Source organism: Pseudomonas sp. LBUM1676, from assembly GCF_059695605.1.
In genome coordinates, this window is sequence record NZ_CP166777.1 from 1,666,253 (window position 1) to 1,678,793 (window position 12,541).

Sequence of the window (12,541 nt, forward strand, 5' to 3'; positions counted from 1 at the left end):
CGGTGTATCAGGCATCCAAAGACTTACTGACTCAGCGCCGGACTTGCTTCAGGGTCTCGGCAATAAGAAACGCCAATTCCAGCGACTGATCGGCATTCATCCGCGGGTCGCAATGGGTGTGATACCGATCCGACAACCCGTCTTCGGTAATCGGCCGCGCACCACCGATGCACTCGGTCACATTCTGCCCGGTCATCTCGATGTGAATACCGCCGGCATAACTGCCTTGCGCTTCGTGAACCTGGAAGAACTGCTTCACCTCACCCAGGATCTGCGCAAAGTCGCGGGTCTTGTAGCCGCTGCTGGCCTTGATGGTGTTGCCGTGCATCGGGTCGCAACTCCACAGCACTTGCTTGCCCTCACGCTGCACCGCGCCGATCAGCTGCGGCAAGTGATCGCCGACCTTGTTCGCGCCCATCCGTGCAATCAGGTTCAGGCGCCCCGGGTCGTTGTCCGGGTTGAGCGCGTCGATCAGGCGGATCAAATCTTCAGGCTTCATGCTTGGGCCGACCTTGACCCCGATCGGGTTATTCACCCCGCGCAGGAACTCGACATGAGCGCCGTCCAACTGACGGGTGCGGTCGCCGATCCAGAGCATGTGCGCCGAGCAATCGTAGTAATCGTTGGTCAGGCTGTCGCGACGCACGAAGGCTTCTTCGTAGTTCAGCAGCAGCGCTTCGTGGGCGGTGAAGAAACTGGTTTCACGCAGTTGCGGCGAGCTGTCCATGCCACAGGCGCGCATGAAGGCCAGGGTTTCGTCGATGCGATCGGCCAGGTGGCTGTATTTTTCCGCCAGGGCCGAGTTGGCGATAAAGTCCAGGTTCCACTTGTGCACCTGATGCAAGTCGGCGAAACCGCCCTGGGCGAAGGCGCGCAGCAGGTTCAGGGTCGCGGTGGACTGGTGGTAGGACTGGAGCAGGCGCTCAGGGTCCGGCACGCGGCTTTTCTCGTCGAAACCGATGCCGTTGACGATGTCGCCACGGTAGGCCGGCAGGGTCACGCCATCGATGGTTTCGTCATTGGCCGAACGCGGTTTGGCGAACTGCCCGGCCATGCGTCCGACCTTGACCACCGGGCAACCGGCAGCAAAGGTCATGACGATCGCCATTTGCAGCAACACTTTGAAGGTGTCGCGGATTTTCGCGGCGGAGAACTCGGCGAAGCTTTCGGCGCAGTCGCCGCCCTGCAACAGGAATGCGCGACCCTGGGTCACTTCGGCAAACTGACGACGCAACTCCCGGGCTTCACCGGCAAACACCAGCGGCGGATAGCTGGCCAGGGTTTGCTCCACCTGCTGCAAATGCGCGGCGTCCGGATAATGGGGTTGTTGCTGGATCGGCAGGGCGCGCCAGCTGTCAGGGCTCCAGGGTTGGCTCATCACGGTCTCTAGTGTTTTACGCTCGGACTGTCATGTTATCAGTAATTAGTGCGTGACCTGTTCCCGTCGCTTCGCGGACAATCGCCTCTTTGCCGCTTCAACCCTGCGGTGTATTGCGTTGCCGGGCCCGGTAACGATCAGGAGACGAAATGACTGAGGAGCGCGTCGAGCATCTGCTCGCCGAGGTACAGGATGAGTTCGGCGTGATTCGCGTGCTGGAAGTGGCCGATTACCGTTTTCTCGAGTTCGGTGATGCCATCGAGCAGAGTTGCGTGTTCACCGCCGACCCGAGCTGGCTCGAGTACGATTACACCCGCGCGATGCTGGTTGGCGCGCTGTGCCACGAGCAGCCGGAAAGCGCGCTGTTTCTCGGTCTGGGTGCCGGTACATTGACCCAGGCCTGCCTGAAGTTTTTGCCGCTGGAAGACGTCGAAGCCATCGAACTGCGCCCCGACGTGCCGCGCCTGGCCGTCGAATACCTGGGGCTGGACGATGATCCGCGCCTGTATATCCGGGTCGGCGATGCCCTGGAGCTGCTGGATACGGCGGAACCGGCCGACCTGATTTTCGTCGACCTCTATACCGATGTCGGCCCGGGTGTCGGCCACCTGGCCTGGAGCTTTCTGGAAAACTGTCAGAAACGCCTGAACCCGGGTGGCTGGCTGGTGATCAACCAATGGGCCACCGATGATGGCAAACCCTTGGGCGCGGCGTTGTTGCGCGGGCTTTATCACCGGCATTACTGGGAACTGCCGGTGAAGGAGGGCAATGTGATTCTACTGGTGCCTTCGGAGCTGGATCAGGAACTGGACATGGACGGGCTGATGGCCCGGGCAGAAGGGCTGGCACCGCGGTTGGGGTATTCGTTGCAGTCGTTGATCAAGGCCATCCGCCCGGCGACATGAGACGTTGTCCGTGCGGGCCCCTTCGCGAGCAGGCTCGCTCCCACATAGGATCGCGGTTCAAATGTGGGAGCGAGCCTGCTCGCGAAGAGGCCGCCCAATCGACACAAATTTCAAACCCCTTTGAACACCCCCGGCCGCTTCTCCACCAACGACCTCACCCCCTCCCTGGCATCCTCACTGGCCAGCAACTTCTTCGCCAGCGCCGGCAACCCCTGCGCCGCCGCGGTCTCCCCTTCATAGCGCGCCTGCCGGGCTGACATCAACGTCGCCTGAACCGCAAGCGGTGCCTGCCGGGCAATCCGCTCGGCCAGCTCGAGCGCTCGCGGCAGCAAATCCTCACTGGCCATGACCTCCTGCACCAACCCCAGGTGCAAGGCGTCATGGGCATCGAATTCATCGCCGGTCAGCAGCCAGCGCATGGCATTGCCCCAGCCCGCGACTTGGTGCAGGCGCAAGGTGGCGCCGCCGAACGGGAAAAGCCCGCGCTGTACTTCTTTGTGGGCGAATCGGGTGTTGCTCGCACACAGGTTGATGTCGGCGGCCAGCATCAGCTCGATACCGATGGTCAGGCAGTAGCCTTGCGCGGCGACGATCACCGGTTTGCTCACCCGGGGCCCGGCAAACACTCCCCAGGGGTCACAGCCGCCGGGCGGAGCCTGCCAGCCTTCGACCAGGGCCGCACTGGCACTGACCAGATCCAGCCCGGCGGTGAAGTGTTCGCCATGTCCGAACACCACCGCCACCCGCGCCTCGCTGTCGGCTTCGAATTCGCCGTAGGCCAGGCTCAATTCGTTGAGCAACTCGATATCGAAGGCGTTGCGCTTGGCCGTCCGATCCAGGCCGATCAACAGGACATGACCCTGTCGTTCACGGGTGACACGACTGGAACCGGGCTGATTCATGGAGCATTTCCTCGGGCGGGAAGGGGGTATCGGATTGCCGGTCGGCGACACCAGGGTTAACCGTTTTAGCGCGATCGCCAGCAGGGCCGGGGCCTTTGAAAAATAGACCTTTGTCCGATTATCCGCAAAGCCTGTGACATAACGGTGTATACGTCAGTTTTCCGACAAATAATGCTCCCTTTTTGGCCGAATTCCGGTATAGTGCGCGCCGGCCTTTAACCGGGCCGCGTTTAGGTAGCGCAATTCCCCGAAGCCAGCTTCGGCTGCATGTCCGCACAGCGGACTCTCCCTTGACGAATCTTTTTCATTCATTCGTTTTCGCAAATCCCCGCCGACAAAGCAGCCAGGGCGACTCTTGAGTCTTACACGGCATGCGCAGCTTTGGAGCATGGGTCTTTGCGGATGCACTTAGAGGCAGACCCATGACCCAGGAAACCGGCGGCTTCGCCGCTTTTAATCTTAATCCGAATATCCTTGCAGCCGTCATCGCGACCGGCTACGAAGAGCCTTCGGCTATTCAGCAGCAATCGATCCCGATCATCATGGCCGGCCAAGACATGATTGGCCAGGCGCAAACCGGTACGGGTAAAACCGCCGCGTTCGCCCTGCCGATCCTGCACTGCATCGATCCTGCCAAGCGCGAGCCGCAAGCCCTGATCCTGGCGCCAACCCGTGAGTTGGCGCTGCAAGTAGCAACCGCTTTCGAAACCTACGCCAAGCAAATGCCGGGCGTTACCGTTGTGGCCGTTTACGGCGGCGCCCCTATGGGTCCACAACTGAAAGCAATCCGTAATGGCGCACAGATCGTTGTCGCCACGCCGGGCCGTCTGTGCGACCACCTGCGTCGCGACGAAAAAGTATTGTCGACTGTGAACCACCTGGTTCTCGACGAAGCTGACGAAATGCTCAAGCTGGGCTTCATGGACGACCTGGAAGTCATCTTCAAGGCGCTGCCAGCGACCCGTCAGACCGTATTGTTCTCGGCCACCCTGCCGCAGTCGATCCGTGCCATTGCCGAACGCCATCTGCGCGATCCGCAACACGTGAAGATCCAGACCAAGACCCAGACCGTTACCGCGATCGAACAGGCTCACCTGTTGGTTCACGCTGACCAGAAGACCTCGGCTGTATTGAGCCTGCTGGAAGTTGAAGACTTCGACGCCCTGATCATGTTCGTGCGCACCAAGCAAGCGACCCTGGACCTGGCCAGTGCCCTGGAAGCCAAAGGCTACAAAGCCGCTGCGCTGAACGGTGACATTGCCCAGAACCAACGTGAGCGCGTGATCGAATCCCTCAAGGATGGCCGTCTGGACATCGTTGTGGCGACCGACGTTGCCGCTCGTGGTCTGGACGTTCCGCGCATCACTCACGTGTTCAACGTTGACATGCCGTACGATCCGGAATCCTACGTTCACCGTATCGGCCGTACCGGCCGTGCCGGTCGCGAAGGTCGTGCACTGCTGCTGGTGACTCCGCGTGAGCGCCGCATGCTGCAAGTGATCGAGCGTGTTACCGGTCAGAAAGTTGCCGAAGTTCGCCTGCCGGACGCTCAGGCCGTTCTCGATGCCCGCATCAAGAAACTGACCAACAGCCTGTCGCCGCTGGTGGCCGATGCCGAATCGACCCACGGTGAGCTGCTGGATCGCCTGACTGCCGACATCGGTTGCACCCCGCGTGCACTGGCCGCTGCTCTGCTGCGCAAGGCAACCAATGCCCAGGCATTGACCCTGGCTGCAATCGAGAAAGAACGTCCACTGGTGCCGAACAACGCACCGCGTGGCGATCGTCCAGAGCGTACCGGTGATCGTCCGGACCGTGGTGATCGTGAGCGTCGCGCTCCGGTTCCGTTGGCCGAAGGTCGTGCTCGTTGCCGTACCGCGCTGGGTGCGCGTGATGGTATCGCTGCCAAGAATCTGCTGGGCGCCATCCTCAACGAAGGTGGTCTGGCGCGTGAAGCCATCGGTCGCATCCAGGTGCGTGACAGCTTCAGCCTCGTCGAGCTGCCGGAAGATGGTCTGGAGCGTCTGCTGACCAAGCTGAAGGACACTCGCGTTGCCGGCAAGCAGTTGAAGCTGCGTCGCTATCGCGAAGATTGATCCGCTTTCGGGCTGATTGATCGAAGATAAAAAATCCCCGACTGGTTCGGGGATTTTTTTTGTCCGGGTTTTGCCTCAGGGTTTGGCGTTGGCGTAGAGGTAATCCGTGGCCAGTGATGCAAGCGTCCGCACGCCTACCACCAGCGCCGCCTCATCGACAAAGAACCCCGGGTTATGATTCGGCGCAGCCTTACTCATGTCCTGATCCTTGGGGGTCACTCCCAGGAATACAAACAGCCCGGGCGCCTCCTTGGCATAGAAGGAAAAGTCTTCCGCGCCACCCACCAATGGCCCCTGCACCACATCGTCCTTGGCCGCCCAGCGCAAGGTCGGCAGCATTTTCTCGGTCAGCGCCGGGTTGTTGATCGTCGGGTCATACTTCTCGATGATCGTCACTTCGGCTTTGGCACCGCCGCTTTCGGCGATTTTCTCCACGGTCTGGCGTACGTCCGCGTGCAGCTTCTGGCGGATGCCGTAGTCGTAGGAGCGGATGGTGCCGCTCATGTCCACCGACTCGGGAATGATGTTGTAACGGGTGCCGCCATTGATGGTGCCGATGCTGACCACCGACGGGTAAGAGGAGATGTCTGTGCGGCGGCTGACCACAGTTTGCAGGCCGACGATGGTTTGCGCGCCGACCGTGATCGGGTCGATGCCGTCCCACGGCCGCCCGGCGTGGGTCTGCTTGCCGAGAATCTTGATGCGCAGGTCATCGGAGCTGGCCAGGGTCGGGCCGGGGCGATAGGCGATCCGGCCGGCGGGGACGCCGGCCCAGACGTGCAGGCCGAAGACCGCGTCCGGTTTCGGCGATTTCATCACGCCTTCCTCGATCATCATTTTTGCACCCCAAGTGTTTTTACCGTCGGGGATGAAATCGCTCGGGCCTTCTTCCGCCGGCTGGAAGTAGAACACCACCGTGCCGGGCAAGGTGTCGCGCATGCCGGTCAGGATTTTCGCCGTGCTGAGCAGGATGGCGGTGTGGGCGTCGTGGCCGCAAGCGTGCATCACGTCGACTTCTTTACCGAGGTAGGTGCCTTTGGCTTTCGAGGCGAAAGCCAGGTCCGAGACTTCCTTGACCGGCAGCGCATCCATGTCGGCGCGCAACGCGACGGTCGGTCCGGGCAGGGCGCCTTTGAGGATGGCCACGACACCCGTGCGGGCTACGCCGGTTTTCACTTCCAGGCCCATGCCCCGGAGTTGTTTGGCGACCAGTTCCGCGGTGCGTTTTTCGGTGTTGCCCAGTTCCGGGTGGGCATGAAGGTCGCGGCGGGTTTCCAGCAGCTCGGGTTCCAGGGCCTTGGCCTGTTCGGCGATGTGCGTGCGGGCGCCTTCCAGGGTATCGGCGCCGGCGTGGCCGGCCATTACGCCGAACAGGGTCAGAAAGCAAGTTTGTGCAATGCGGGTCAGCTGCATCGGTAATCTCCATGACTATTATTGTTTGGCTTCAGTGCCTATGACTTGAGGGCAGCGATTAAGTGCTACTCCTGCACCTGGCCGCCACCTGCCGTGATCACTTGCACGCTCATTCGCGGCGTCGCCAGGTCGAGCCCGGCTTCGTCCAGGTGGCGCTTGAGTGACAGGTTGAACGCTCGGGACACTTCCCACTGCTTGATCGGCGCCGTCTTGAACCGGGCGCGCAGGATCGCGTTGCCCGACTCGAAACTCTCGACCCCCTGGATCTCCAGTGGCGACCAGATGTTGCGCCGTTGCAGCGGGTCGGTGCGCATTTTCTGCCCGACTTCGCGCATCAGTTTGATCGCGTTGTCGATGTCCATGTTGGACGGCACCGCCACCCGGAAGATCGCGTAGCCGAATTCCCGGGAGTAGTTCTTGATGCTTTTGATTTCGCTGAACGGAATGGTGTGGACGATGCCGTCGATGTCCCGCAGGCGCACGGTGCGGATGGTCAAGCCTTCGACGGTGCCCAGGTGGCCGCCGACGTCCACGTAGTCGTCGATGGCCAGAGAGTCTTCGATGATGATGAACAGCCCGGTGATCAAGTCGGCGACCAGCGACTGCGCGCCGAAACCGATGGCCAGGCCGATCACGCCGGCACCGGCCAGCAATGGCGTGACGTTCATGCCCATGTTTGCCAGGGCGACGATCAGCGCGATGATGAAAATCGCCACGAACAGCACGTTGCGGATCAGCGGCATCATGGTCTGCGCGCGGGCATTGGCCAGGCCTTTGCGCGAACGGGTGAGGGCGTGGTGCACCGCGGTGTCGCTGAGGATCCAGATCAGCCAGGCAAAAATCAGCGTGCCGCCAAGGCTGAACAGTTTGACGCTGATTTCATGGCCGTCGCCCTCGGTGAACGCGATGAACGACAGGCCCCAGACCCGCAGGCCGAGTTCAATGAACACCAGCCACACCACCAGATGCGCGAGGGTGTAGAAGAAGCTTTTCAGGCGGTCCGAGTACAGTGCATGGCGCTTCACGCCGCGCTGGGGTTTGAGTGAATGGCGGCGCACCAGGCCGTTGATGACCATGCACAACACCAGCAGCACGGTGCAGATCAGTGACTGGCGCAGTGCCGTACTGGTATCGCCCGCCGAGACGAAAGTGGCGAACAGTGAGATGGCCACCAGCACCAATGCCGGCACGTACCAGAAGGTCCCGAGAATCTCGATCGTGTCACTGAGGGCGCGCCGGGTCAGGCGTCGGGACAGCGGTTGGTTGCGGATCAGATGGGCAATCGGGCGACGGAACCGCAGGATGAACAACCCTGTGGACAGCGCCGCCAACACATTGGCGATGGTGGCGGCGGTATGCGCCAGGTGACTGCCGAGGCTGGCCACCAGCCGCGGGTCACTCAAGGCTTCACCAAACGCGGCGAAACTGCCGATCAGCCACAGCGGCCGAAAGGCCTGGTGCCGCAGGATGTACAGCGCGCGGTGGCGATGGGGGCCGTCGAGCAGGGAAAACGCGATCACACAGATCGACGAGAAACAGGTGCCGACCACCAACGCATAGGCCAGCACCATGGCCAGGCTTTTGCCCAGTGAAGAGGGCAGCGCGTAGCTCATGTACACCGTGATGACCAGGGCAATCAGCCACGGCCCCAGTTTGCGCAGGGCAAAGCGCAGCATGTCGAGGGCCTTGGGGTGTTGCGGCAGTTCTTCGGTCAGGCCGAAGCGCATCCGCACCCGGTGACCGAGCCAGATCAGCGCGGCGGCCAGCAGGCTCCAGATCATCAGGATCATGGCGAAGGCAAAGATGATCGGCAGCCATTCGTTGGCCGGCAACACCAGCGCCGCCAGTTCATCCTTGGCCAGTTCGAACTCTTGCGTCCAGCGGGTGAGGGGGCTGTCGGCGCCGGAGAACTGTTTTTCGAAATTGGCCAAAGTGCCGCCGATCAGCCCCAGCACGCCCTGTTCGGCCGTTGGCTGGGCCGTTTTGGTGGCGTCGCGCAGTTTCTTCAGGTCGGTCAGCAACTGTGTCCGTTGCTGATCGTTCTCCAGCGACTTGATGACTTCGTCCAGGGACTGCCCCAAGGGTTCCTGCGCCTCGGGCTGAGCTTTCGAACCGTTGAGCAAGCCCGGCAAACCGACCGCCTGGGCGGGGGCCAGCGGCAGCAGCGTCATCAGGCAGACAAGGAACAGGGAGGGCAGGGCAAAAAGACGAGCGAACACTGGGCGGTCAACCTCGGATGAGCGGATCGACCGAGTGTACGAGCCCGTCAAAATCAATGCGAGCCAGGGTTGAGGATTTATTCGTTGAGTTTGGCGAGGATCTTGAACACCACGGTGGCGAGGATGGTCAGCATGCCGATCCACATTGCGAACACGCCGAGGTTTTTGTCGCGGAAGTTGAAACCGATTGTCAGCATGATCATTCCGGCAAGGATCGGAATCAGCATGGCGTGAAACGAGGACATCGAGATCATGGGCGACGGCCTTGACGAGAGGGTATAGGTAGAGTCTAGGTGGCTTTGTAGGAGCGAGCTTGCTCCGGGCGGCGTTCCGACGATGTGCGTGAACGATAACGCTCGAAACCTGACACCCCGTGGCGCTCTCAGGTTCTTCGCGAGCAAGCTCGCTCCTACAGGGTAATGCGATGCATGTAAGGGGTGTTACGGCAACTCGCGGCAGGCGTAGAACGCGCTCAGTACCTTGACCAGGTGCGCCAGGTCATGGCTGCCGCACAGCTCGCGGATCGAATGCATGGCGAACGTCGGCAAGCCGATGTCGACGGTGCGTACGCCCAACTGGCTGGCGGTGATCGGGCCGATGGTCGAGCCGCAACCCATGTCGCTGCGCACCACGAAGCTCTGCACCGGTACTTCTTCGGCCATGCACAGATGGCGGAAGAACCCGGCGGTTTCGCTGTTGGTGGCGTAACGCTGGTTGCTGTTGACCTTGATCACCGGGCCGGCATTGAGTTTCGGGCCGTGGTTGGCATCGTGTTTGTCGGCGTAGTTCGGGTGCACGCCATGGGCATTGTCGGCCGAGACCAGCAGGGATTTCTGAATGGTGCGTACGAATTCATCACCTTCCGGCAGCAGACGACGCAACGTTTGCTCGAGCATCGGGCCATCGGCGCCGCAGGCCGAGCAGGAGCCGACTTCTTCGTGGTCATTGCAGACCAGCACGCAGGTTTCATCGGTTTCGGTGGTCAGCATGGCTTGCAGGCCGGCGTAGCAGGACAGCAGGTTGTCCAGGCGCGCACCGGCGATGAAATCGCCATGCAGGCCAATGAGCGCGGCGCTTTGAGTGTCGTAGAAGCTCAGTTCGTAATCCAGCACTACGTCGGCGTTCAGCCCGTGTTCGCGGGCGAGTTGGTCGGTGAGCACGGCGCGGAAGTCCACCCGCTCGTCACCGGCAAATTGCGCAAGGATCGGCGGCAGTTCGGTCTGGGCGTTGATGGCCCAGCCCATGTTGGCTTCGCGATTGAGATGAATGGCCAGGTTTGGAATGATGGCGATCGGCGCCTTGAAGTCGACCAGCTGGCTCTCGACCTTGCCGTCACGGCGGAAGGTCACGCGGCCGGCCAGGGACAGGTCGCGATCGAACCACGGCGCCAGCAGTGCACCGCCATAGACTTCGACGCCCAGCTGCCAGAAGCCCTGACGTTGCAGTTCCGGCTGGGGCTTGACCCGCAGGCAGGGGCTGTCGGTGTGGGCGCCCACCAGGCGAATCCCGCCGTGCAGCGGCGAATGACGGCCCATCTTGATGGCGACAATCGAAGAGTCGTTACGGGTGACGTAGTAGCGACCATTGGTTTCGGTGTTCCATGGCTCACGCTCGTCAAGGCGTTGAAAGCCCGCCGCTTCCAGACGCTGAACGAGGCTGGCGGTGGCGTGGAACGGGGTAGGGGAGGCCTTGAGGAAGTCGATCAGGCCTTGGTTCAACTCTTCGCGCATAAATAGCTCCAGACAGCAATGGCGCCAGTTTACCGTATTGGTCGGGGGCTTTGGGCGTGACGTGACGCGCTCACGTCAGCTCGCAGCCTCGACCCGATTTTTCAGGTACTTCATGATGATCCGCTCATCCTCGGGCTTTTCGGGCCGGGGCAGTTGCGCGGGCCAGCCCTGCTTCGTCTCCAGCAGCTTTTTCTGACGGCTGCGGTCCCAACGAAGAATCTCCCGCGAGGCACTTTCCCACCACTCATGGCGGCACGCCGTGTAGTACGGGTGATCAGGTGCCGCGCTGCCGTAAAGCAGATCGCGCCCGACCTTTCTCAGCGGACCGCTCTGGTGACGCAGCTTCCATTTTATTTTCAGTCGCTGCCAGGCCGAAGGGAAGGGTTTCGCGCGCGGTACATCACGGCACAGTTCGACCAGGTGCTGACTGAACGCCTCGCCGTGCCGGGAGAAGAACAGCGCCTGCATCGCGTGGAAAAAGCGTTTATCCGCAAAGTAGTGATAGATGTACTTTTTGGTTTCACCCACAGGCTTGCCGTGCAGGGCGAACGACAGGGCGATCTGCTCGATGGTGTGAATATCGAAGCTGTCGCGGGTCCATTCGTCGATGAATCGGATGGACGCTTCGAACAGCGCCGTGTCGAGATCAGTCACGCCGCACACGCCGCTGTTGAACAGCTTGAAACCGTTATCCGCGGTGACGCCATGCGCGCGCAGGCAACCGCCGAGCTTCACATAGTCGGGGCGTTCGTAGACGTCTTTCCAGTCGTATTCGAACCGGTCCATCAGGTAGTGCCCAGGCTCAATCCGCTCGAAGATCTGCATCGGGTCGCGGGTGAACAAGGTGTCGGTGTCGACGAACAAGGTCTTGTGCGCCAGCGTCAGCCCATAAGCGATCGCGCAGGCCTTGCGACGATGGTGATAGCCGTTTGCGCCTTGCCACAGGGTCAGGGTTTCCTGGGTCAGAGTAACGGTTTCCACTGGCCAGCCGGCATAGTCCTGTGGACGATCGGTAAGGATTCTGATGCTCGGCAGCTTGCCGTTCGTGGCGTGGGACAGTGCGGTCAAAATACTGAACTTGGCTTCCCGCCGGTACACGTCATGGTCGCCGTAGATCAGGTAAAGCAGCTGGTGTCGGGTTTTTTCAACGGGTATCGTCAGGAAATCAATACAACTCATCCGGATTAATATCCTTTCTCTGAAGCGGCATGCTTAAAACGGTGCCGGGCATTCGAAGCGCAAGCGTTCGCCGGTTTGCGGATGGGTGAAGCTGAGCATACTGGCGTGCAGGCACAGGCGCGGCCAGGCGGCCAGGGCCTGTTCGTGCGCATAGAGCCCGTCACCCAGCAGCGGATGACCGATGGACAGCATGTGCACGCGCAGTTGATGGGAGCGACCGGTGATCGGTGTCAGTTCGACGCGGCACCAGTCGCCGCAACGTTCCAGCACGCGCCAGAAGGTCAGGGCGTGCTTGCCGAACTCATGGTCCACCACGTGACGTGGTTTGGTCGGCGGATCGTAACGCAGGGGCAGATCGATGCTGCCACTGTCGAGTTCCGGTTGGCCCCAACACAATGCGGTGTAGGCTTTTTCGGTTTCGCGGTCGTGAAATTGCCGAGACAACTCGCGATGAGTATCCGGATCACGGGCCAACAGAATGATGCCGGAAGTTTCCCAATCCAGTCGATGGACGATTCGTGCTTCCGGGTAGCCGTTTTCTTGCAAGCGAGTGATCAGGCAGTCCTTGTTGTCGTCAGCCCGGCCAGGGACGGAGAGCAACAGGGTCGGCTTATCCACCACCAGTACGGCGGCGTCCTGATGGATGATGCGGATGTTGGACAGCGGCATTAAAACAGCCTCGTAACAAATGCCAACGGCGGCTCAGGCCCTCCACACAC

Annotated in this window: 10 protein-coding genes; 2 read left to right on the plus strand and 8 right to left on the minus strand. The window is 61.3% G+C overall.

The window, feature by feature from the left end:
* Positions 1-31: 31 nt before the first annotated feature.
* Positions 32-1,378 carry a class II 3-deoxy-7-phosphoheptulonate synthase gene (locus tag ACA041_RS07780; RefSeq protein ID WP_497440584.1) on the minus strand — a complete coding sequence of 449 codons (1,347 nt, stop codon included), beginning with the start codon at positions 1,376-1,378 and terminating at the stop codon, positions 32-34.
* A 149-nt stretch (positions 1,379-1,527) separates the two neighbouring features.
* Between ACA041_RS07780 and ACA041_RS07785 the strand changes: the two genes are divergently transcribed.
* Entirely contained in the window at positions 1,528-2,283 is a 756-nt protein-coding gene (locus tag ACA041_RS07785; protein WP_497440585.1) for a spermidine synthase, read from the plus strand.
* A gap of 110 nt (positions 2,284-2,393) precedes the next feature.
* Here ACA041_RS07785 and ACA041_RS07790 read toward each other — a convergent pair whose 3' ends face one another.
* Positions 2,394-3,185, minus strand: coding sequence for a crotonase/enoyl-CoA hydratase family protein (locus tag ACA041_RS07790; RefSeq protein WP_497440586.1), 792 nt, complete (start codon positions 3,183-3,185; stop codon positions 2,394-2,396).
* A gap of 422 nt (positions 3,186-3,607) precedes the next feature.
* Between ACA041_RS07790 and ACA041_RS07795 the strand changes: the two genes are divergently transcribed.
* Positions 3,608-5,281 carry a DEAD/DEAH box helicase gene (locus ACA041_RS07795; RefSeq protein ID WP_497440587.1) on the plus strand — a complete coding sequence of 558 codons (1,674 nt, stop codon included), beginning with the start codon at positions 3,608-3,610 and terminating at the stop codon, positions 5,279-5,281.
* Positions 5,282-5,356: 75 nt separating this feature from the next.
* On the opposite strand, the gene ACA041_RS07800 is transcribed toward ACA041_RS07795, so the two are convergent.
* The 6 genes from ACA041_RS07800 to ACA041_RS07825 all read right to left on the minus strand — a co-directional run bounded on the left by ACA041_RS07800 (position 5,357) and on the right by ACA041_RS07825 (position 12,491).
* Positions 5,357-6,694, minus strand: coding sequence for an amidohydrolase (locus tag ACA041_RS07800; protein WP_497440588.1), 1,338 nt, complete (start codon positions 6,692-6,694; stop codon positions 5,357-5,359).
* 65 nt (positions 6,695-6,759) lie between these two features.
* Positions 6,760-8,913: a mechanosensitive ion channel family protein gene (locus tag ACA041_RS07805; protein ID WP_497440589.1), complete on the minus strand. Its 2,154-nt coding sequence runs from the start codon at positions 8,911-8,913 to the stop codon at positions 6,760-6,762.
* A gap of 77 nt (positions 8,914-8,990) precedes the next feature.
* On the minus strand, positions 8,991-9,167 hold the full coding sequence (locus tag ACA041_RS07810; protein ID WP_497440590.1) for a hypothetical protein: 177 nt from the start codon (positions 9,165-9,167) through the stop codon (positions 8,991-8,993).
* A gap of 186 nt (positions 9,168-9,353) precedes the next feature.
* Positions 9,354-10,643 (minus strand): M18 family aminopeptidase, encoded by a 1,290-nt coding sequence (locus ACA041_RS07815; RefSeq protein WP_497440591.1) that lies wholly within the window; start codon positions 10,641-10,643, stop codon positions 9,354-9,356.
* A gap of 75 nt (positions 10,644-10,718) precedes the next feature.
* On the minus strand, positions 10,719-11,822 hold the full coding sequence (locus ACA041_RS07820) for a hypothetical protein (RefSeq protein WP_497440592.1): 1,104 nt from the start codon (positions 11,820-11,822) through the stop codon (positions 10,719-10,721).
* A 33-nt stretch (positions 11,823-11,855) separates the two neighbouring features.
* Positions 11,856-12,491, minus strand: coding sequence for an RluA family pseudouridine synthase (locus tag ACA041_RS07825; protein WP_030131660.1), 636 nt, complete (start codon positions 12,489-12,491; stop codon positions 11,856-11,858).
* Between the last annotated feature and the right edge of the window lie 50 nt (positions 12,492-12,541).